At 71.8% G+C, this 19,885-nt stretch carries 22 protein-coding genes; 10 read left to right on the top strand and 12 right to left on the bottom strand.

Going from position 1 to position 19,885, the window contains the following annotated elements:
- Nucleotides 1–45 precede the first annotated feature (45 nt).
- From AYO52_RS01285 to AYO52_RS01270, 4 genes are all read left to right on the top strand, one after another.
- Entirely contained in the window at nt 46–786 is a 741-nt protein-coding gene (locus AYO52_RS01285) for a DUF2993 domain-containing protein (RefSeq protein ID WP_067712018.1), read from the top strand.
- A gap of 10 nt (nt 787–796) precedes the next feature.
- Complete coding sequence (locus tag AYO52_RS01280) at nt 797–1,627, top strand: sulfurtransferase (RefSeq protein WP_067712016.1); 831 nt, start codon at nt 797–799, stop codon at nt 1,625–1,627.
- Between the two features lie 48 nt (nt 1,628–1,675).
- The gene (locus tag AYO52_RS01275) at nt 1,676–2,176 is read left to right on the top strand and encodes a hypothetical protein (RefSeq protein WP_067712013.1); all 501 of its coding nucleotides are present in this window, start codon (nt 1,676–1,678) and stop codon (nt 2,174–2,176) included.
- A gap of 119 nt (nt 2,177–2,295) precedes the next feature.
- Nucleotides 2,296–2,985 carry an FABP family protein gene (locus tag AYO52_RS01270; protein ID WP_082923667.1) on the top strand — a complete coding sequence of 230 codons (690 nt, stop codon included), beginning with the start codon at nt 2,296–2,298 and terminating at the stop codon, nt 2,983–2,985.
- Nucleotides 2,986–3,013: 28 nt separating this feature from the next.
- Here the strand turns inward: AYO52_RS01270 and AYO52_RS01265 are convergent, their stop codons facing one another.
- Entirely contained in the window at nt 3,014–3,922 is a 909-nt protein-coding gene (locus AYO52_RS01265) for an aminodeoxychorismate lyase (protein WP_067712155.1), read from the bottom strand.
- 39 nt (nt 3,923–3,961) lie between these two features.
- Here AYO52_RS01265 and AYO52_RS01260 point away from each other — a divergent pair, with 39 nt between their 5' ends.
- The gene (locus tag AYO52_RS01260; RefSeq protein WP_082923666.1) at nt 3,962–5,125 is read left to right on the top strand and encodes a folate-binding protein YgfZ; all 1,164 of its coding nucleotides are present in this window, start codon (nt 3,962–3,964) and stop codon (nt 5,123–5,125) included.
- A gap of 170 nt (nt 5,126–5,295) precedes the next feature.
- On the top strand, nt 5,296–5,481 hold the full coding sequence (locus tag AYO52_RS01255; protein ID WP_067712007.1) for a DUF3073 domain-containing protein: 186 nt from the start codon (nt 5,296–5,298) through the stop codon (nt 5,479–5,481).
- A gap of 146 nt (nt 5,482–5,627) precedes the next feature.
- On the opposite strand, the gene purM is transcribed toward AYO52_RS01255, so the two are convergent.
- The 4 genes from purM to AYO52_RS01235 form a co-directional block, all read right to left on the bottom strand.
- On the bottom strand, nt 5,628–6,710 hold the full coding sequence (gene purM, locus AYO52_RS01250; RefSeq protein WP_067712004.1) for a phosphoribosylformylglycinamidine cyclo-ligase: 1,083 nt from the start codon (nt 6,708–6,710) through the stop codon (nt 5,628–5,630).
- Nucleotides 6,711–6,749: 39 nt separating this feature from the next.
- The gene (gene purF / locus AYO52_RS01245; RefSeq protein ID WP_067712001.1) at nt 6,750–8,381 is read right to left on the bottom strand and encodes an amidophosphoribosyltransferase; all 1,632 of its coding nucleotides are present in this window, start codon (nt 8,379–8,381) and stop codon (nt 6,750–6,752) included.
- A 201-nt stretch (nt 8,382–8,582) separates the two neighbouring features.
- The gene (locus AYO52_RS01240; protein ID WP_067711998.1) at nt 8,583–8,972 is read right to left on the bottom strand and encodes a sterol carrier family protein; all 390 of its coding nucleotides are present in this window, start codon (nt 8,970–8,972) and stop codon (nt 8,583–8,585) included.
- Nucleotides 8,969–10,561 carry an LssY C-terminal domain-containing protein gene (locus tag AYO52_RS01235; protein ID WP_082923665.1) on the bottom strand — a complete coding sequence of 531 codons (1,593 nt, stop codon included), beginning with the start codon at nt 10,559–10,561 and terminating at the stop codon, nt 8,969–8,971. Before AYO52_RS01235 ends, AYO52_RS01240 begins: the two co-directional genes overlap by 4 nt.
- A 54-nt stretch (nt 10,562–10,615) precedes the next feature.
- Between AYO52_RS01235 and AYO52_RS01230 the strand changes: the two genes are divergently transcribed.
- Nucleotides 10,616–11,761: a hypothetical protein gene (locus AYO52_RS01230; protein ID WP_253701713.1), complete on the top strand. Its 1,146-nt coding sequence runs from the start codon at nt 10,616–10,618 to the stop codon at nt 11,759–11,761.
- A gap of 21 nt (nt 11,762–11,782) precedes the next feature.
- On the opposite strand, the gene AYO52_RS01225 is transcribed toward AYO52_RS01230, so the two are convergent.
- From AYO52_RS01225 to AYO52_RS01215, 3 genes are all read right to left on the bottom strand, one after another.
- Entirely contained in the window at nt 11,783–12,451 is a 669-nt protein-coding gene (locus AYO52_RS01225; RefSeq protein ID WP_067711992.1) for a YoaK family protein, read from the bottom strand.
- A 40-nt stretch (nt 12,452–12,491) separates the two neighbouring features.
- Entirely contained in the window at nt 12,492–14,792 is a 2,301-nt protein-coding gene (gene purL / locus AYO52_RS01220) for a phosphoribosylformylglycinamidine synthase subunit PurL (protein ID WP_067711989.1), read from the bottom strand.
- Between the two features lie 82 nt (nt 14,793–14,874).
- Nucleotides 14,875–16,086: a trans-acting enoyl reductase family protein gene (locus AYO52_RS01215; RefSeq protein ID WP_067711986.1), complete on the bottom strand. Its 1,212-nt coding sequence runs from the start codon at nt 16,084–16,086 to the stop codon at nt 14,875–14,877.
- Between the two features lie 434 nt (nt 16,087–16,520).
- Here AYO52_RS01215 and AYO52_RS01210 point away from each other — a divergent pair, with 434 nt between their 5' ends.
- The 3 genes from AYO52_RS01210 (at nt 16,521) to AYO52_RS01200 (ending at nt 17,391) form a co-directional block, all read left to right on the top strand.
- Complete coding sequence (locus AYO52_RS01210; protein ID WP_067711984.1) at nt 16,521–16,709, top strand: hypothetical protein; 189 nt, start codon at nt 16,521–16,523, stop codon at nt 16,707–16,709.
- Nucleotides 16,710–16,744: 35 nt separating this feature from the next.
- Nucleotides 16,745–16,936: a hypothetical protein gene (locus AYO52_RS01205; RefSeq protein ID WP_067711981.1), complete on the top strand. Its 192-nt coding sequence runs from the start codon at nt 16,745–16,747 to the stop codon at nt 16,934–16,936.
- Nucleotides 16,937–17,175: 239 nt separating this feature from the next.
- Nucleotides 17,176–17,391, top strand: a complete 216-nt coding sequence (locus tag AYO52_RS01200; RefSeq protein ID WP_067711977.1) for a hypothetical protein — start codon at nt 17,176–17,178, stop codon at nt 17,389–17,391.
- Between the two features lie 86 nt (nt 17,392–17,477).
- Here the strand turns inward: AYO52_RS01200 and purQ are convergent, their stop codons facing one another.
- The 4 genes from purQ to AYO52_RS01180 form a co-directional block, all read right to left on the bottom strand.
- Nucleotides 17,478–18,155, bottom strand: coding sequence for a phosphoribosylformylglycinamidine synthase subunit PurQ (gene purQ, locus AYO52_RS01195; RefSeq protein WP_067711974.1), 678 nt, complete (start codon nt 18,153–18,155; stop codon nt 17,478–17,480).
- Nucleotides 18,152–18,406, bottom strand: a complete 255-nt coding sequence (gene purS / locus AYO52_RS01190; protein WP_067711971.1) for a phosphoribosylformylglycinamidine synthase subunit PurS — start codon at nt 18,404–18,406, stop codon at nt 18,152–18,154. The genes purQ and purS overlap by 4 nt, the downstream gene beginning before the upstream one ends.
- Nucleotides 18,407–18,504: 98 nt before the next feature.
- Nucleotides 18,505–19,209, bottom strand: a complete 705-nt coding sequence (locus AYO52_RS01185; RefSeq protein ID WP_067711968.1) for a DUF2334 domain-containing protein — start codon at nt 19,207–19,209, stop codon at nt 18,505–18,507.
- A gap of 119 nt (nt 19,210–19,328) precedes the next feature.
- Nucleotides 19,329–19,826: a glutathione peroxidase gene (locus AYO52_RS01180; protein ID WP_067711967.1), complete on the bottom strand. Its 498-nt coding sequence runs from the start codon at nt 19,824–19,826 to the stop codon at nt 19,329–19,331.
- Nucleotides 19,827–19,885 lie beyond the last annotated feature (59 nt).

Genomic DNA, 19,885 nt, shown 5'->3' with positions numbered 1-19,885 from the left:
GCGACCCGCACCCCCGAAACGGGGATTGGAGTACACCTGAATGCCATGAGACTCCCCCGCCCCGTCGTCATCGCGGCTGTCGCCGTGGCCGTCGTGGCCGGCAGCGCCTTCACCGTGGAGACGGTGTCCGCCTCACGGATCGAGGCCGACCTGTCCGGTCGGATCGACCCGGGGAACACTGGTGCCGGGCCCCCCTCGGTGACGATCGGCGGCGCGCCGGGGTCGCGGTGGTCCGGCCCGGACACCCTCGTCTCGGCGACGATCCGGGTCGAAGGGGTCGACCGGCCCGGGCTCGGGCCGGTCGCGGTGGAGGCCGTGGCCACCGACGTCTCCGTGCCGGAGGACCCGACCGGTCCGCTGACCGCCGGGGAGGTGACGGTCTCGGTACAGATCACCGGGGCCTCGCTCGGCCCGGCCCTGGGGATGCGGGACGTGCTGGTCGGCGCGGCCGACGACCCGAGCCTCGCCGGGGGTACCGAGACCCGGGCCCGGGTCACCGGGACACTCGAGGGATCCGACGTCCGCGTCTCGGCGTTCGTCGACCTCGTCGTCGACGACCTCGGCGCACGGCTCGTCCCCGTGGCGCCCGCGACCGGGCCGGCGGGGTTCCCCGACGGCGACGGCGAGCTCGCCCTGCGCCGTACGGCACTGACGTTGGAACCGGACGTCCTCCCGCTGGGCGTGGCGGTCGAGACCCTCAGCATCACGGGCGGCACCATCACCGCCGCCGGTGACGGCGGGCCCGGCACCGCGCCGCTCGACGGCCTCGCACGGACGGACCTCTAGACTCGGGCTCATGAGTCGCGACGACGTACTGGTCAGCACCCGCTGGGCCTCCTCGCGCCTGGCCGACGACTCGGTGGTCTTCCTCGAGGTCGACGAGGACGTGACGGCCTACCACTCCGACGGGCACATCCCCGGTGCCGTCGCGCTGAACTGGCGAACCGAACTCCAGCAGGAGTACACGCGCGATCTCGTCGACCGTGAGCGGTTCGGCGAACTCCTGTCCGTTCGGGGCATCACCCGCGAGCACACCGTGGTGGTCTACGGCGGTAACCACAACTGGTTCGCCGCCTACGCCTACTGGTACCTCCGGCTGTACGGGCACCCCGACGTCCGCCTCCTCGACGGGGGCCGTATGCGCTGGGAGCGGGACGGCCTGCCACTGGAGACCGAGCTGCCGCAGCGGCCGGCGACCGAGTACGTCGCCGAGCCCCAGGACTTGTCGATCCGGGCGTTCCGCGAGGACGTGCTCTCGGGCCTCGGCAGTGACGCGCTCGTCGACGTGCGATCGGTCGACGAGTTCACCGGCCGACTCGCCGCCCCGGCCGGCCTGCCCCAGGAGGGCGGCCGACAGCGCGGGCACATCCCCGGCGCGGTGAGCATTCCGTGGAACCGGGCGGTCACCCGCGACGGTACGTTCCGGCCCGACGCCGAGCTCCGTGAGATCTACGCCGATCTTCTCGGCACCCCCGGGCAGCGCGTCGTCACGTACTGCCGGATCGGCGAGCGGTCCAGCCACACCTGGTTCGTCCTCCACGAGCTCCTCGATCAACCGAACGTCGTCAACTACGACGGCAGCTGGGTGGAGTACGGCTCCCTGATCGGGGTCCCCGTCGAGCGGTGAGCCGTGTGTTCACCCCGGCGGCCGGCGGGACTGGCTAATCTCGATCCCATGTCTCTCCTGTCGCGTGCGCTCGGTATGGCCGGGCGAGCCTCCGTCGTCGCCGTCGGCGCCGCGGTCGCTTCCACCGTCCTCGTGGGAATCGATCAACGCCGTGGGGCGACCCCGGCCGTGCCCGATCACCCCGGCCCCTACTCCCCCGAGGAGCGGGAGGCAGCCGTTCGGATGTACCTCACCGCGCTCACGGTCCCGGCCGCGGCGTTCCGTGTGCCGTTCGCGAAGGACTGTGTCCGTCGCGAGAACGGCCTGAAGACCGGGTTCGGGGCGGACCAGCTCCGGTGGGACCTCCACCTGCACCTGCAGTACTCGGTGATCCGCGAGGTCCGCGACATTGTCATCACCGTCGACCCCCCGGGGCGCGAGGGCGTCGTGCACGCGGACTTCACCCTGGCGACCGTCGTGGGCGCCACCGCGCGGGTCAGCGAGGACTTCGTCGTGCCCCCCGAGGACTGCCTCATCCACTCGATCGAGGCCCGCGTCTCACTCGGCTGAGAGGCTCGGGGTTAGGATTGGGCCATGGTGCTCTTCTTCGAGATCCTCCTGGTCCTCTGCACGCTGGCCATCCTGTGGGCCACCTGCTACATCGTGTACCGCACGGTCACCGACGAGTCGTGACGGAACGCGACCAGCCGAACACCGGTGACCCCACGCCGCCCACCCCTCCCGGGGGAGGCGGCGGTTCGGTCGTGCGCGGGTCCGGAAACGCGGCCGTCGACGCGGCGGCGGAGCAATCGGAGCAGACCGCCCGCCGCAACATCGCCCCGTTCTCCGAGCTCCCGGTCCCCGAGGACACCGCCAACCTGCGGTTCGGCCCCGACCTGCACCCGGGCCTGCTGGCCCTGCTGCCCCTCGTGGGCGTCTGGGAGGGTGAGGGCGAGGCCGACACCGAGGACCGCGGCCAGCACCGGTTCGGCCAACAACTCATCGTCGCCCACGACGGCGAGAACTATCTGACCTGGACCTCCCGCGCCTGGACCTTCGACGCCGGTGGCGCCGTGGACGATGCGGCCTACCGGGAGACGGGATTCTGGCGGATCTCCGCGGATGACCAGCTCGAGTTCCTCGTGGCCCACGCGTCCGGCGTGATCGAGATGTACTACGGCGCACCGATCAGCCAGTCGGCCTGGGAGATGACCACCGACGTGGTCCTCGCGTCCCCCACCGGACCCAAGCGTGGCGGCGCCAAGCGCATCTACGGGATCGTCGAGGGTGGCGACCTGGGCTGGGTCGAGGAGCGCGTCCACCCGGAGCGGGGCCTGGTGCCCCACATGTCCGCGCGACTGCGTCGGATAGCCGGCTAGCGGTTCCCCGCCCGGGTGGCGGGGCCCGTCACCCGCGGCCGACCGCGCGGTCGACCATGCCGACGACATCGATCCCGGGGTCCCCGGTCGACAGCGTCACATCGTCGACCCTGCGGACCCGCGCACACAGGGTCACCGAGGACAACAGCCACACCGCGTCCGCGGCCAACAGGTCGGTCAGCAGCAGCCGCTCCCGCCGCACGCGCACACCCTCGGCCCCGGCGATCTCCGCCATGGCCGCCAGGGTGGTGCCCTCGAGGATCCCCACCTCCGCCGGAGGGCTCACCAGCTCACCGCCGCGGGCGATCACCACGGTGGAACGGGGGCCCTCCAGCACCTCGCCGTCGGAGGACAGGTAGATCACGTCGTCGAACCCGGCCGCGGCGGCGTGCCGCAGCGCCGCCATGTTGGCCGCATACGACAGCGTCTTGGATCCGAGCAGCAGCCACGGGGCGGACGCGGCGACGTCCGACGCATACCCCCGACCGAGGGCCGTCACCGCGATTCCGTCGGCCCGTGCCCGCAGGGCCACCCCGCTCACGGGCGCGACGGTGATGTAGGCCGTCTCCCGCCCGCCGCGCTCGGGCCCGCGGGACAGCACCAACCGCAGCATCGCCTCCGAGTCCGGCCCCCACCGGCGCGCGGCCAGGTCGATGCCCGCCAGCCACTGCTCCGGGGACGGCCCGGTCAGCCCCAGCGAGGCCGCTGATCTGGCGAGTCGCGCCAGGTGACGTTCCGGCTTGGCGGGGCGGCCACCGACGACGAGGAGTGTCTCGAAGCAACCGTCGCCACGGACGGCGGCCAGGTCGTCGGCCAACAACAGTGGCTGATCGGACGGGTGGACCCGGGGACGCGGCCCCTCCGGACCGCCCGCGACGAGGACGACCACCCGTGCGTCGTCAGTCCGGTCGGTACCCGTTTCCGCTGCTGCGCCCATGCCGCCCAACACTACGGCGGGGTACGTAGACTCGCGATCGTGACCGACCCAGTTGTGCCCGAGCGGACCGACAGCGGCTACCGCAGCCCGATCCTGAACCGCCCCGGAGCAGTGAACCAGGCCGACACCTCCCCCGACGTCGGGGTGCCGTACCACTACGGCGACCCGTTCGGGGAGCAGCGCGCGGCCGACTCCGCGCCGGTGGTCGTCGACCGCTCCCACCGGGACGTCCTGACCATCGGTGGCGGCGAGCGGCTGACCTGGCTGGAGGGCTTCGTCTCCCAGCACGTGTCCGAGATCCCGGACGGTGGCGGCGCCGAGACGCTGGTGCTGGACGCGAACGGGCGGGTGGAACACCACGCGGTCCTCGCCGACGTCGCCGGCACGCTCGTCGTGGACACCGAACCCGGCCGGGGAGCGGACCTGCTGCAGTTCCTCACCAAGATGGTGTTCTGGGCCGACGCGACACCGGAGACCGCGGACCTCGCCGTCCTCACCCTCACCGGCGCCGCCCTCCCCGCCACCCTCGAGGCCCCGGACGGCACCGAGGTGACCCTGCCGGTCGGGGACTACGCCGGCATCCCGCTGCCGGGCGGCGGTGTGGCCCGGCGGATGCCCTGGCCCCTGACCGGATCGATCGACCTGCTGGTCCCGCGCTCCGGACTGAGCGCGTGGTTCGACGCGGCGGTCGCCGCGGGAGCGCGTCCGGCGGGTTCGTGGGCGTTCGAGGCCCTACGGGCGGCGGGGACGACCCCGCCACGCGGCCGCCTCGGGGTGGACACCGACGAGAAGACCATCCCCCACGAGCTCCCCACCTGGATCGGCGATGTGGCGCAGCGCGGCGCCGTGCACCTGGACAAGGGGTGCTACCGCGGCCAGGAGACCGTCTCCAGGGTCCACAACCTCGGACGGTCGCCCCGGGTCCTGGTCCGACTCCAGCTGGATGGATCCGCCAGCGACGAACTGCCCGTGCCGGGCGCCGAGGTCCGCGCCGCCGGCCGCCCCGTCGGACGCGTCGGGACCGTGGTCCAGCACCACGAGGACGGACCGGTGGCCCTCGCCCTGCTCAAGCGGTCCGTGGCCGTCGACGCCGCCCTCGAGATCGACGGGGTCGTCGCCGCCGTCGACCCGGACAGCGCCCCGGAGGACACCGGGACCCAGGCCGGACGAGAGGCCATCCGCCGACTCCGCGGCCAGGCCTGACACCCCCGCGGGGGTCGGATCACCCCCGCGGGTCACTGCCGGAGACGACTCCCTCGACACCCGGGCGGACATTCCGCGCCGGGCACGCTATCCTGTGGACAGGCAGATACTCACACTTGCAATGGGCACCCCCGAGGTGGCCCAGCACCGTTTCCGAGGGGGTCAGGTCAATGGGCCGAGGCCGCGCGAAGGCGAAGCAGACCAAGGTCGCTCGCGAACTCAAGTACAACACTCCGCAGACGGACCTAGAACGTCTCCAGCAGGAGTTGTCGGGTGGAGGGTCGCCGACGCGGCTCAGCACCGATGAGGACGATGACCCCTACGGGTCATGGTCCGACGGCGACACCAGGTACTGATCATCCCCCGTTCCCGGTAGACCCACGTGGGCCGGGCATCCCCGAGGATGCCCGGCTCACGCGTGTCACACTGGCCGGGACACCTCACGACGACACAGCGACCCGGCCGGAACTGCCCCGGCCGGGTCGCTGTCGTCTGCGAGCGGTCAGAACCGGGCGTGTGAACCCTCGAGTGTCACGCGGGGGGCGTCGGCGTCCTCGCCGGCCTTCTCCACGCGCCCGATCACCCAGTTCTCGACGTGGCGTGCGGTGAGGACGGCCTGGGCCCGGTCCACGTCCTCCTCGGGCAGGACGGCGACCATCCCGACCCCCATGTTGAACGTGCGCTCCATCTCGGCCTGCTCGACGCGGCCGTGGTGGGCGATGGTGCCGAAGACGGCGGGAACGGGCCAGCGCCCCCGGTCGAGGCGCGCGACCAGGCCGCGGGGCATCACCCGGGCGAGGTTCTCGGCGAGCCCGCCGCCGGTGACGTGGCTGAAGACCCGGACGTCGGTCTCCGCGATGAGGCTCAGGCAGTCGAGCGCATAGATACGCGTCGGCTCGAGCAGCTCCTCACCCAGCGTCCGTCCGAACTCCTCGACGTGCCCCTCGAGCGGGAGTCGGGCGAGCTCGAGGAGGACGTGCCGGGCCAACGAGTACCCGTTGGAGTGCAGCCCCGAGGAGGCCATGCCGATGATCACGTCGCCGGGGCGGACCTTCTCGGCCTGGAGGATCTCGTCGGCCTCGACGATCCCCACACCGGTGGCGGAGATGTCGTACTCCCCCGGGGCCATGAGCCCGGGGTGCTCGGCCGTCTCCCCGCCCAGCAGCGCGCACCCGGCCCGGACGCAGCCCTCCGCGATCCCCTCGACGATGTCCGCGACGTGCTCGGGGACGACCTTGCCGATGGCGATGTAGTCCTGCAGGAACAGCGGCTCGGCACCGCACACCACGAGGTCGTCGACGACCATGGCGACGAGATCGATACCGACCGTGTTGTGGACGTCCATCGCCTGCGCGACGGCGATCTTGGTCCCGACGCCGTCCGTGGACGACGCGAGGAGCGGTTGCCGGTAGGTGTTCTTCAGCGAGAACAGGCCGGCGAATCCACCGAGGCCTCCCATCACCTCCGGCCGGGTCGCCCGCTTGGCATGGGGGGCGAACAGCTCCACCGCGCGCTCGCCGGCGTCGATGTCGACGCCCGCGGCGGCATACGAGGCGCCGGTCGGGGGGTGTGAGTTGTCGGTCATGTGGTCTCTCCTCGTCGGCGCCCCTGGTCGGGCGCCCGTTCAGGGTCGGCGGACGGGGTCCGCGATGTCACTGCGGACCGGGAAGCGATCGGCCTCGAGGCCGTCGACCTCGGCTGCCAGCGCGCGCACGGCCGCGCTCATGGGCGAGTCGTCGGGAAGCTCGATGGGATAGTGCCCGTCGAAGCACGCTGCGCACAGTTCGTCGCCGCGTTGGCCGCTGGCCTCGATCATCCCCTCGACGGAGACGTATCCGAGGCTGTCCGCGCCGATGGCGCGGCGCACCCCCTCGAGCATCCCGTCCGAGGCGTCGACGCCGTTGGCGATGAGTTCGGCGGGGCTCGCGAAGTCGATCCCGTAGAAGCACGGCCAGCGCACCGGCGGCGAGGCGATCCGGACGTGCACCTCACGGGCTCCGGCCTCGTACAACATGCGGACCAGGGCGCGCTGGGTGTTGCCCCGAACGATCGAGTCGTCCACCACCACGAGCCGCTGCCCGCGGATCACCTCACGCAGCGGGTTGAGCTTGAGTCGGATCCCCAGTTGCCTGATGGTCTGGCTGGGTTGGATGAACGTACGGCCCACGTAGGCGTTCTTCGTCAGCCCCTGCGCGAACGGGATCCCGGACTCCTGCGCGTAACCGACGGCGGCCGGGGTGCCGGACTCGGGGACCGGGATCACCAGGTCACCCTCGGCGGGATGCTCGCGGGCCAGGCGGCGCCCGATCTCGACCCTCGCGGAGTTGACCAGGCGCTGGTTGATCACCGAGTCGGGACGGGCGAGGTAGACGTACTCGAACACGCACGTCTTGGGGGTCGGGGGCGAGAGCTTGCGGGACCGCACGCCGTCGGCGTCGATCGCGATGAGTTCGCCGGGCTCGATGTCGCGGACGAACGAGGCGCCGACGATGTCCAGGGCCGACGTCTCGGACGAGACGACCCAGCCACGCTCGAGGCGGCCGAGCGCCAGCGGGCGGACACCGTGCGGGTCGCGGGCCGCGTAGAGCGTGTTCTCGTCGGAGAAGGTGAGACAGTAGGCGCCGCGGAGCCGGGGCAGCAGACGGGCCGCGGCCTCCTCGAGTCCCCCGTCGCGCGCTTCGTGGGCCAGCAGGGTCGAGACGATGTCGGAGTCCGAGTGGGTGCTCTCCTCCGAGTACCCGCCGATCCCCAGGGCCGTCGCGTGCCGTTTGAGTTCCTGCGTGTTGACGAGGTTGCCGTTGTGGCCGAGGACGACGGAACCGCCGTCGATGATCGGCCTGAACATCGGCTGGGCGTTGTCCCAGCTCGCCGCGCCGGTGGTGGAGTAGCGGCAGTGGCCGATCGCCACGTGACCGTGCATCGACTCGAGGGTCTGCTCGTCGAAGACCTGACTGACCAGGCCGAGATCCTTGTAGACCAGGACCTGCTCACCGTCCGCCACGGCGATCCCGGCGGCCTCCTGGCCACGGTGCTGGAGTGCGTACAGGCCGTAGTAGGTGAGCTTGGCGACGTCCTCGCCGGGGGCCCACACGCCGAAGACGCCGCATTCCTCGACCGGGCCGATGCGCTCGGCGTCGACGGGCAGGCCTGCGGGGCCGGGGGCGGACGGATCGGGCAGCCCGAGCCCGACGGCGGAGCTGCCACCGGGACGGCGGAGTGACCCGGACGGTGCCGGTCGTGACGACGTACTCTCCACCTGCTGGTGCTCCCTCGCGACTTTCGGGGCGGTCCGCCCGGACGGACCCCGGCGGTGCGCCTGCAAGTCTACGGTCACCGACCCCCGCGGCCCCAAAGTCCGGCGCGCAGCCCCCCTCCGCCGGGCGTCCGCGCCCGCCCCGTCACGAGGCACCCGACCGAGCCCCACCCCCCGGCTGAGCCCCGCACCCGGTCGGGCCCCTCACCCCGGCCGGACGACCGGCAGCCCCGCGGCGACCGCCGCCGCCCGGGTCCCCGAGGCGCGCACCCGGCCCTCGGAGATCGCCGAGTCCCAGTCGAGCCGGCCCGTCGCCAACTCCAGCCAGGTGCGGGGGTCCGTCTCGACGACGTTCGGGGGGCTGCCGCGGGTGTGCCGGGGCCCCTCCACGCACTGCGCCGCGGCGAACGGCGGCACCCGGACCTCGACCGACCGTCCCGGCAGCTCCGCCGCGAGGATCTCCACGGTGCCGCGGACCGCCGCCGCCAACGCGGACCGACCAGGTCTGGCGGCCGCCTCGTCGTCGTCGTCGAGCCACGGTGTCACCGCCTCGACGGCCGCGCGCACCGCCGCGGCGTCGGGGACGCGGCTCACGTCGGATCCCCCGCCGCCACGAGGACCGGGTCCGCGGCGACCGGCAGTCCCCGCGCGCCGGTGCGCACGCCCCGACGGCGGTCGCGACGGTCCTGGGCGGTGCGCCGACTCCACGTCCGCGCGGCCAGGCTCGTGAGCAACAACATGATGAGGACGTTGACCGCCAGGACGGGGTACCCGCCGAGGAAGGTGTCCTGCTCGGCATCGGTGGACACGCGCCCGTACTCGGTGGAGACGGTGCTCACCACGGTCAGTGTCAGCAACCACACGCGCGGCCGGGCGTACCCCAGGTAGGTGAGCAGTGCCAGAACCCCCATCGCGCCGTAGGTCGCGCCGATGAACAGCGCGAGCGCCACGACCGCGGGCACCACCTCGGACTGCTCGAGCCCCGCGAACTCCTCCAGGTCCGTCCCGCCCAGCAGGTCGCGCAACGCCAGCACGGTCAACACGAGGACGCTGACGGCGACGAGTGCGCACCCCGCGGTGAGCGCCGCCGGCCGCGGCAGGTGGCCGGGGTCGGGCGCGACGTCGTCGGCCGGGCGGTCCGGATCCCCCGAGGCGACGCCGCCCTCGGCGACCGGGTCGTCGAACCCGCGGGCCGCGCGCACCACGCCCGGCGGCAGGTCGGCCACCGACGCCTCGGGCACCGGCACGCTGCGCAGGTCCAGCACGGGCAGGTCCCCGTCGGTGCGGATGGCGTCACCGCCACCGTTGCGGGAGTGGTAGCCGGTCGAGAAGTTCTCCAGCACCCGGACCCCCACACCGGGGACGTGGTACCGGATGGAGTCGACGATGTAGTCGCGCTCGACGTCGATGTCCGCGTCGATCTTGTGGGTCACCTGGAGGGTGAACAGCGACAGGCCCACCGCGCGGTCGTAGGTGCCGGCGCCGAGCCACTGCACGCGGTGCCCGCCGGGCAGCAGCCACCCGTCCGGGCACCGCCAGAAGCGCACGTGGTGGCGCTGCGCGGCGTTGCCCTCGACCTCCTGCTGATACGCCAGGCACTGCCGGCGACCGAAGAGCCGCAACGGACTGACCGGCGCCGACGGGTAGGACCGACGCAGGACCGAGGACATGATGATCCCCCACGAGGAGCGGACCGTGATGTCGTCGGCCAGCACCCAGCCGCAGGCGGTCATCGCCTCGTGGATCTGGCGGGCCGTGCCGTCGACGGCGAGGTTGACCGGATCCCCCAGCAGACCGTCGGAGGTGCGGGTGCGGGCGATGAAGTACCCGGGCACGTACACCGACGTGACGAGCGTCTGCAGGCGCGGCAGCACCAGGTAGGCGACCAGCGCCCAGAACGGGATCAGCAGGAACAGATGCCACCAGGTGTGGTGCCAGACGTCGCTCAGCAACCGCCAGCCCAGCCAGCCCGCCGACAGGGTGGCGACCGAGAAGAACACGGTGTCCACCGCGAGGCCCGGCAGGGGTGGCCGCACCGTGTCGTCGCGGACCTTGGTCGGCGGGCTGACGTAGACGGGCGGTTCGGTCGGGCGGCCGGGCTCGACGGGGACTCCCGTCACGGCCGGAGCCGCCGGGTCGGCGCCGCCGCCCGCGACGGGCGTCGTGCGCTCGCTGGTGGACATGGATCGACGATAGCCGCCGGTCCGTCCCGTGCGGAGCCCGATCACTGCGAGAATATGCGCGTGCCCACGCCCGACCCCACCCCCGCGAGCAGTCTGACCGCCCACGAGGACCACCTGCGCGCCCTGGGGTTGCCGCTCGTGATCGCCCCGGCCACGCGGCGCCGCGAGGTGCTCCCCCGCTCCGCCGGCGTCGGTGCCGGGCTCGCGGTGGCCGCCACCGGGATCGCCGCCGTGGACCGGTCGAACGACTACATGATCGCGCTGCTCGAGCGGGCCGGGCCGGGGGCGGAGCCGGATCTGCTCGACGCCCCGGAGCCGATCTTCGAACTGCTCCTACTCGCGGTCGCGCTCTGGGTCGCCGCCCCACTCGTGGGATGGCTGGTGTCGACGGCGGCCCGTCGCGCGCGCCCGGTGGCCGGCTCGGCGATCGGTCTCGGGGCACTGATCGCCCTCGTCGTCGTCCCCCACGTCGTGTTCGACCCCCACGACGGCCCCTCGTACCGCACCACCGTCCTGCTCGCGGTGGGCGTCCTGGTGGGCACCTACACGGGGCTGGGCTCGCTGGTGCGCTGGTCGGCGCGGCGCGTGCGGCGGGAACTGGCAACCATGGGGCCGATGGTGGCGAGGGTGCTGCCGATCCTCATGCTGGCGGTGCTGTTCCTGTTCTTCAGCGTGGAGATCTGGCAGGTCATGGTGGAACTGTCCTGGCCGCGGACGTTCGCCGTGTTGGGCGTCATGGTGGTGCTCACCGTGCTGCTGGTGGGCATCTCCACCCGCGACGACATCATCCAGGACCTGGGCGGGCGCGCGCCGGACCACCCGCTGCGTCCGGGCGAGCGGGTGAACCTGGTGCTGGTGCCCGTGCTGGCGACCCTGATCCAGGCGGCGTTGTTCGCCACGCTCGTGTTCCTGTTCTTCGTGACCCTCGGGTGGATCGCCGTCCCCGAGATCACCGAGACCCGGTGGACGCTGCGTCCTCCCGACGAGCCGGGCGGGCTGCTGTTCGGACTCCCGGTCAGCGTCACCCTCGTGCGCGTGTCGCTGATGCTGGCGACGTTCTCCGCGCTCAACCTGGCCGCCGCGGCGGCCTCCGACGCAGCGCACAAGGAACGGTTCGTACGTCCGATGCTCGACGAGGTGGTCCGTGGCCTCGCCGCGCGGGAGGCCTACCTGGGGGCACGACGACGAGGGCTGCCGTAGGCCCGGGGCCCTGACGGGCCGTCAGGGGGTGCGGTAGTCCCGGGCGCGCAGCAGGACGGTCACGACCGCCGCGCCGATCACGACCGCCGCGGCCAGCGCGAGCGCGGTGGCGCCCATGGCCACGTGCAGCAGTGCGCCGGCGACACCACCGAGGACGAGCGCGGACCACAGGGCCACCTGCTGGCGGTACGGGGCCCACGATCCCCCGGCCAGCGCGTCGACCAGGCGGTGGGCCGACTTCACCACCGCGCCCGTCATGTACGTCACGCCGAGCGAGACCTCGCCACCGGAGTGGAAGACGGAGTTCATGGCCCCCATCGATGCCGCCGCTGCCGCGACCGACACCGGCGCCCCGAGCACCGTGGCCGTGGTGACCCAGTGCAGGACGAGCGAGAGCAGGAGTAGGAACGCCACGAGGGACAGGACCGCCGGTCGGTCGTCGAGGTTGCGGCGTCGGGTCACCACCGCGCCCCCGACCGCCCCCAGGAAGAACGAGACCAGCACGACGGCGGCGATGGCGGCACCTGCGAGGTCACCGCCAGAGAGGTCGACGACCATGCGGGTGGAGTTCCCGCTCATGAAGGACACGAAGTAGCCGCCCACCACGAGGAAGCCGACGGCGTCGACGAACCCCGCGGTGGCGGCGAGCACCACCGCGAGGACCCGCTCACGCCCGCGCAGGTCGCGCATCCGCCCGCCTGTCCCCGGTCCGGCCGTCCTCCCCGACGACTCAGACGGGGTCGACGCCGAACAGAGCCGGCAGCGTCCCCTCGTGGGCGGCGCGCAACTCGTCGGTGGTGAGGGTGAACTGGCCCTGCACCTCGAACGTGCCCGAGTCGGGGTCGGTCACGCCGACCCGCGCGTGCGGGATGTGCTGCGCGGTGAGCATCTGCTGGAAGCGGATCTCCTCGCCCCGCGGCACGGAGACGATCACGCGTCCGGAGGACTCGGAGAACAGCCACACGAACGGGTCGGCGCCCTCGGGCAGCACGACGCGGATGCCGCACTCGCCCGCCAGCGCCGACTCCACGAGAGCCTGCGCGAGGCCGCCCTCGGACAGGTCGTGGGCGCCGGTGATGAGGCCGTCCTTGGAGCTGGTCGCCATGATGCGGGCCAGGGTGGCCTCCCACGCCAGGTCCACCGTCGGGGGCAGGCCGCCGAGGTGGTCGTGGGCGACCTGGGCCCAGATGGACCCGTCGAGCTCGTCCCGGGTCTCGCCGAGGAGGTAGATGCTCTCGCCGGGGGTGTCACCGAACGCGGTGGGCGTGCGGCGGGCGACGTCGTCGATCACCCCGAGCACGCCCACGACGGGCGTCGGCAGAATCGGCGTGGAGCCGGTCTGGTTGTAGAACGAGACGTTGCCGCCGGTGACGGGGATGCCGAGCTCGGCGCACCCGTCGGCCAGGCCGTGGACGGCCTCGCGGAACTGCCACATCACGCCCGGGTCCTCGGGGGAGCCGAAGTTCAGGCAGTTGGTCACCGCGACCGGGGTGGCGCCGGTGACGGCGACGTTGCGGAAGGCCTCCGCCAGGGCCAGTCGGGCGCCGGTGTACGGGTCGAGCTTGGTGTAGCGACCGGAGGCGTCGGTCGACAGCGCGATGCCGCGACCGGTCTCCTCGTCGATGCGCAGGACACCGCCGTCGGCGGCTTCCGCGAGGATCGTGTTGCCGCGGACGTACCGGTCGTACTGCTCGGTGATGAACTTGCGCGAGCACAGCGCCGGGCTGGAGATCATGTCCAGAAGGGTCTGACGCAGCTCGTCACCGGTGGCCGGGCGGGCCAGGTTCGCGGTGGTGTCGGCCTGCAGAGCGTCCTGGTCGGCGGGGCGCTCGACGGGGCGCTCGTAGACCGGTCCCTCGTCGGCCAGTGACTCCGGCGGGGCGTCCACGACGGTCTCGCCGCGGAACTCGATGGTGAGCCGGTCGCCGTCGGTGACCTCGCCGATGTCGGCGGCCAGCACGTCCCAGCGGCGGCACACCTCCATGAAGGCCTCGACGTTCTCCGGCGTCACCACGGCGCACATGCGCTCCTGCGACTCACTCGAGAGGATCTCCGCGGCGGTCATGCCCTCCGCACGCAGCGGGACGTTGTCGAGCACGATGTGCATGCCGCCGTCGCCGGCCGCCGCCAGCTCGGAGGTGGCGCACGCCAGGCCGGCTCCGCCGAGGTCCTGGATGCCCACGACCAGTTCCTCGCGGTACAGGTCGAGGCAGCACTCGATGAGGACCTTCTCCATGAACGGGTCGCCCACCTGGACGGCCGGGAGCTTGCGGGGTTTGACCGGCGCGCCGTGCTCATCCACGTCGAAGGTCTCGGAGGCGAGCACCGACACGCCACCGATCCCGTCGAGGCCGGTGCGGGCACCGAACAGGATGATCCGGTTGCCAGTGCCGGAGGCGAACGCCAGGTGCAGGTCCTCGACGCGCATGACGCCCGCGCCGAGGGCGTTGACCAGAGGGTTGGCGGCGTAGGACTCGTCGAACACGGTCTCGCCACCGATGTTGGGCAGGCCCAGGCAGTTGCCGTAGCCGCCGACGCCCGCCACGACGCCGGGGAGCACGCGGTGCGTGTCGTCGGCGTCGGCGGGGCCGAAGCGAAGCTGGTCCATCACGGCCACCGGCCGCGCACCCATCGCCATGATGTCGCGGATGATCCCGCCGACACCGGTCGCGGCGCCCTGGTAGGGCTCGATGTACGAGGGGTGGTTGTGCGACTCCACCTTGAACGTCACGGCCCAGCCGCCGCCGATGTCCACGACGCCGGCGTTCTCACCGATGCCGGCGAGCATGGACGAGCGCATCTCGTCGGTGGTGGTCTCCCCGAAGTACTTCAGGTGCACCTTGGACGACTTGTAGGAGCAGTGCTCCGACCACATGACGGAGTACATGGCCAGCTCGGCGTCCGTGGGGCGACGCCCCAGGATCTCCCGGATGCGGGCGTACTCGTCCTCCTTGAGTCCGAGTTCCGCCCACGGCTGGGCCAGCTCGGGGGTGTCGGAGGCGTGCGAGATGGAGTCCACGTGAGAGGTCACGGGGCCGAGTCTAGTCGGCCCCCTCCGGGTGGCGAATCGACGCCTTCGGCCCCACCTCGTGCGGGGCCGCCCGGGGCCCGCCCTACGTCGACAGGACCTCGAACGTCAGGCCGCCGCGCTGGACCCGGTCCAGCAGGGCGTCACCCATGGCCTGGGCCGTGGTGAGCTGACCCGAGAGCGCGGGCAGGTCGTCGAACGCCAGACTCAGACCCGACTCGGCGAGCATCATCGACGTCTCGGTGTACCCGGGGTCGCCCCCCGAGACCCGGGTGACGATCCGACGGCCGCCGGCGAGCGCGACGAACGTGACGTCGAACGAGGACCGGGCCCGGCGGGACTCGCTCGGCCCGGCCCCGCGGTCGATCCGCTTGAGGATCTGCGACCGGATGGGGCCGACCTGCGAGCCGAGCGCGAGCGCGCCGACACCGACCATGCCGGCCGTGGCGGTGACGGGCGAGCCGACCGAGGCGTAGTGCGAGTAGGTGAAGTCCGGCCCGTAGCTCTCAAGGGCTGCGGCCGACCGCAGGACGATCTGCGGGTCGATGGTCGGCAGCGGCACGAGCCACCGGCCCAGCACGCTGTCCCGGTGCGGCTTGCCCTGGACCGACTTGATCCGCCGACCGGAGACCCTGCCCTCCTTCTGTCGCCGGAGCTTGGCGGTCTTCGCCGCGTCCCGCAGGCGCGCGAACTGGCCGATGGCCGAGTGGAAGGTTCCGCCGGAGAACTGGGCGTCCGCGTGGACGGCCCCGTACACCACCGCGGGCACGCCCTCGGGCACCTGCTTCATGGTGTAGAACACGCCCAGGTCGTGGGGGATCGAGTCGAAACCGCAGGCGTGGACGATCCGTGCGCCGGAAGCCACGGCCACGTCGTGATACTCGAGGTACATGCGGTCGACGAACTCGGGCTCCCCGGTCAGGTCCACGTAGTCGGTTCCGGCCTCGGCGCAGGCGGCCACCAGGGGCTCGCCGTACTCGAGGTACGGGCCGACGGTGGTGATGATGACGCGAGCGGACCGTGCCATCTCCGCCAGCGATCGCGCGTCGTCGGTGTCCGCGACGACGACCCCGGGCGCGGGGACGTCGGGCATCTCGGTGGCCAGTCGGGCGACGATCGCGTCCAGCTTGGTCCGGTTCCGGCCCGCGACCGCCCAGGAACCACCCTCGGGCATGTGCCGCAACAGGTACTCGGCCACCAGTCCCCCGGTGAACCCGGTGGCACCGTAGAGCACGATGTCGAACGGCCGGTCGGCCTTGTCGGGCGCGGAGACGGGCTGGCTGTTGGTATCGCTCATCCCACGGTTCTACCGCATCCGTGGCGGTCGACGACGGCGCGACGACATCGGAACCGTTGCGACCGCGGATCGCGGAGCATGACCTGGCAGCGGCGAACTGGACCGCCCGTCAACACCGTGGCCGATCCGAGGACAGCGGGCCCGCCGGTTCTCGCGCGCGGCGCCGCGGCCGGGTCTGCGCTGAGGCGGCCTGCCTCGCCACCACCGCACATCAACGCGCTGCCCATGAAGTTGTCGTTCGCACCCTCACGTTCAGGGGGCACCTGATGTTCGCCTGGCTTATATCACAGCTTGGTTGCTCTTGGCGCGCCTCGCGCCACGCGGTGAGATACTTTTCACCGACCCGGTTTCGCCGGGCGAGCGACGGCCCCTCGGCCGCCGCGGCCGCACTCCAGACGGGGAGCAGCACGAACCACTCAACCAAGGAGTCCCACATGGACCTCACCGGCTCGATCTTCGACGCCACCAGTCCCCTGAGCACGCAGGTCACGGGCAGCGTCCTCGGCCTCACGGGCTCGTCCTTCATCGATACCGTCGCCTTTGCCCTGACAGCCGCGCCCGGGTATCTGCTCGGCGTCCTCGCCGGAATCGGCGCCGACCTGGGCAGCACCACCGGCGCCTGACCGAATCCGCCACCCACCAACCAAGGAGACACCCCATGGACCTCACCGGTTCCATCTATGACGCCACAGCGCCTCTCAGTACGACGCTGGGAGGAAGCCTCGCCGGAGGCCCCACCGGGTCGTCGGCGATCGACACGATCCTCGGCACCCTCGTCTCGCTCCCCTCACTCTTCGGGAGCCTGGCCGCCATGGCGGGCGCCGACATCGGCAGCACCTGGGGGCCATAGCGCCGTCGGCCGGAACGGCCGCCCCACCGACTCCCCTGAGCGGCAGCGACGCGCCGCCCGATCGCCGGGCGGCGCGCCTCTTCGTCATCACCAACAACACCAAGTGACGTGCGACACATCTCCTGTGAAAGTAAGTGAATTCCTAAGTACCTGTGCAAAATGAGCCGGTGCGCGACCACCCGGGTCGCGACACTGCGGCTCAGCCTCGTGAGGCCGGGCCCTGACCCCAAGGAGACCCCGTGGACCTCACCGGTTCCATCGCTGAAATCACCGGCCCCCTGAGTGCCGACCTCACGGGAAGCGCCGACCCCGTCGGCTCGTCCGTCATCGACACCCTGTCGGCCGCACTGGTAATCGGCCCGACCCTGCTTCTGAACTTCATCGGCGATCTCGGCTTCGATCTCGGCAGCACCGGAAGCCTCTTCGGCGACGGTGGCGTGAACCTCCCGCTCTGACGTTCACGGAAACAAGAAGGGCCCGCCGGGATCACTCCCGGCGGGCCCTTTCTATGGCCGCTCTGCGGGGCCTCGAGGTGTGTCGATTAGACCTTCACGACCGCGTCCAGCGCGGATAGGAACAGGCCCAGCCCGTCGTCGGACGGCCCGGTCAGCGGGTCGATCGCGTGCTCGGGGTGCGGCATGAGACCCACCACGCGACCGTCGGCGGAGCTGATGCCGGCGATGTTGTTGGTGGAGCCGTTGGGGGCGTCACCGGCGTAGCGGAAGACCACGCGCCCCTCGGCCTCGAGCTGCTCGATGGTCTCGGGCGTGGCCATGTAGCGGCCCTCGCCGGACTTGAGCGGGATGAGGATCTCGGCATTCTGCTCGAACCGGGAGGTCCAGGCCGTGCCGTTGTTCTCCACCCGCAGCCACTCGTCGCGGCAGATGAAGTGCATGTCTCGGTTGCGTCCCATGGCGCCGGGCAGGAGCCCGGCCTCGCACAGGATCTGGAAACCGTTGCAGATCCCCAGCACGGGCATGCCGCCCTTAGCGGCCGAGATGACCTCACCCATGACGGGGGCCATCGAGGCGATGGCACCGCACCGCAGGTAGTCGCCGTAGGAGAAGCCGCCGGGGACCACCACGGCGTCGACGCCCTTGAGGTCGGCGTCGTCGTGCCACAGGGAGACGGCCTCGGCCCCGGCCCGGGTGACGGCACGGGACGCGTCGATGTCGTCGAGCGTGCCGGGGAAGGTGATGACGCCGATCCGTGCGGTCACGAGGCCGCCTCCGCGGTGTCCACGCGGACGACCTTCCAGTCCTCGATCACGGTGTTTGCCAGGAGGGACGACGCGATCTCCTCGAGCTCGGCCTCCGTCACGCCGTCGGCGACCTCGAGTTCGAACCGCTTGCCCTGCCGGACGTCGGTGACTCCGCCGTGGCCCAGACGGCCGAGGGCTCGGTGGATGGCCTGACCCTGCGGATCGAGGATCTCGGCCTTGGGCATGACTTCGACGACGACTCGGGCCACGGTGGGAACTCCTCGATCGGACGGCTACGCGGGACGATCCCGGACCGGCCGGGACTCACTGGTCGATCCTACCCGCCGCTGGTCGCCGGACCGAAAGCTCACGCGGCACCCACGAGGGCGACCGGAGACCACTCGTAGCGGGCGGGCCGCGCACCGTACTCTCCGACGACCGCATCGACCGCGTCGAGCAGCGCCGACCGGGGTGCCCGGCGCGAGAGTTGCCCGGCCGCGACGTTGAGCCGGACCGTCCCGCCGGCCTCGGCGGTGCGCCCGGCCGCGGCGACGAGGGCCCGGCACCACCAGGCGTCGGCGACGAACCCCTCGCCGATCGAGAGCGCCCGACCCCGCTCGATGGTGCCGCGCGGGAGGTCGTGGATCCCTGTCAGCGCGGCACAGACGTGGAAGCCCGCCCCGGGGAGTGCCCTGAGGCATCCCGGGGAGGCGTTCCAGCGCGGCGGGGCGAACACGCGGGTCCGCAGGCCCATCTCCGCCATGAGCCGGTCGGCGGCGGTGAGACGCACGGCGGCCTCGGCGGGTCCGATCGAGGCGAACTCGGGCCTGCGGGGCCTGGTCGCCGCGTCGTCGTAACCGCCCAGCACGATGGCGTCGCCCCGCCGCCGGCGATGCCGCAGCCACTCCTGGGTGCCGTCGTCGTCGGCGAGTCGGTACTCGCGCCCCCGCCGCGGGGCGACGAGCAGCGAGACCGGCACGGATCGACGTTCGAGGTCGCCGACCAGGTCGACGGCGTGGTCGAGGGTGGTGTCGCGGAGTCCCGAGACCGAGACGATGAGGTGCGGGGTCATGGGGGGATCGTGTCAGGGAGTGATGACGCGGTGACGACGGCGAGGTGTACTCCAGATTGCCGAGCCCGACACAGTGCCGGCGCGACACAGTGCCGAGACCGATATCCCCGCCGGCGCGGTCAGATCGGAAGAGTCTCCTCGAGCGCGTCCACCAGTTCGGGGGCTCCGGGCTCGACCTTGGGACGGAACCGTCCGACGACCTCTCCCTCGGGCGAGAGCAGGAACTTCTCGAAGTTCCACTGCACGTCCCCCGCCTCACCGTCGGAGTCGGCCACCTTGGTGAGCTCGACGTAGAGCGGGTGTCGGTCGGGCCCGTTGACGTCGACCTTGGCCGCGAGCGGGAAGGTGATCCCGTACTTGCCGGAGGTGAACTCCTTGATGGTGTCCTCGTCACCCGGCTCCTGGCCCATGAACTGGTTGCAGGGGAACCCGATCACGAAGAGGCCGCGGTCGCGGTAGTCGTCCGCCAGCTCCTGCAGCCCCTCGTACTGCGGGGTGAGCCCGCACTCGCTGGCGACGTTGACCACGAGGACCGCGTGGCCCGCGTAGTCGCCCATGCTGGCCTGCTCGCCGTCGATGGTGGTGAACGAGATGTCGTGGATGCTTCCGCTACTCATGTGATCCAGCCTACCCACAACGGACCATTGACAAATCGTTGGGTTTTCCCAACACTTAG

Source organism: Dietzia sp. 111N12-1, from assembly GCF_001658045.1.
GTDB lineage: Bacteria > Actinomycetota > Actinomycetes > Mycobacteriales > Mycobacteriaceae > Dietzia > Dietzia kunjamensis.
This window is presented reverse-complemented; position numbering and strand designations above follow the sequence as displayed.

What these genes read in the sequence shown, in the direction of transcription:
- AYO52_RS01285 (WP_067712018.1), top strand. Translation starts at nt 46, where the DNA reads ATGAGACTCCCCCGCCCCGTCGTCATCGCGGCTGTCGCCGTGGCCGTC.
- AYO52_RS01280 (WP_067712016.1), top strand. Translation starts at nt 797, where the DNA reads ATGAGTCGCGACGACGTACTGGTCAGCACCCGCTGGGCCTCCTCGCGC.
- AYO52_RS01275 (WP_067712013.1), top strand. Translation starts at nt 1,676, where the DNA reads ATGTCTCTCCTGTCGCGTGCGCTCGGTATGGCCGGGCGAGCCTCCGTC.
- AYO52_RS01265 (WP_067712155.1), bottom strand. Translation starts at nt 3,922, where the DNA reads ATGGGCGCAGCAGCGGAAACGGGTACCGACCGGACTGACGACGCACGG.
- AYO52_RS01255 (WP_067712007.1), top strand. Translation starts at nt 5,296, where the DNA reads ATGGGCCGAGGCCGCGCGAAGGCGAAGCAGACCAAGGTCGCTCGCGAA.
- purM (WP_067712004.1), bottom strand. Translation starts at nt 6,710, where the DNA reads ATGACCGACAACTCACACCCCCCGACCGGCGCCTCGTATGCCGCCGCG.
- AYO52_RS01235 (WP_082923665.1), bottom strand. Translation starts at nt 10,561, where the DNA reads ATGTCCACCAGCGAGCGCACGACGCCCGTCGCGGGCGGCGGCGCCGAC.
- AYO52_RS01230 (WP_253701713.1), top strand. Translation starts at nt 10,616, where the DNA reads ATGCGCGTGCCCACGCCCGACCCCACCCCCGCGAGCAGTCTGACCGCC.
- AYO52_RS01225 (WP_067711992.1), bottom strand. Translation starts at nt 12,451, where the DNA reads ATGCGCGACCTGCGCGGGCGTGAGCGGGTCCTCGCGGTGGTGCTCGCC.
- AYO52_RS01215 (WP_067711986.1), bottom strand. Translation starts at nt 16,086, where the DNA reads ATGAGCGATACCAACAGCCAGCCCGTCTCCGCGCCCGACAAGGCCGAC.
- AYO52_RS01210 (WP_067711984.1), top strand. Translation starts at nt 16,521, where the DNA reads ATGGACCTCACCGGCTCGATCTTCGACGCCACCAGTCCCCTGAGCACG.
- AYO52_RS01205 (WP_067711981.1), top strand. Translation starts at nt 16,745, where the DNA reads ATGGACCTCACCGGTTCCATCTATGACGCCACAGCGCCTCTCAGTACG.
- AYO52_RS01185 (WP_067711968.1), bottom strand. Translation starts at nt 19,209, where the DNA reads ATGACCCCGCACCTCATCGTCTCGGTCTCGGGACTCCGCGACACCACC.
- AYO52_RS01180 (WP_067711967.1), bottom strand. Translation starts at nt 19,826, where the DNA reads ATGAGTAGCGGAAGCATCCACGACATCTCGTTCACCACCATCGACGGC.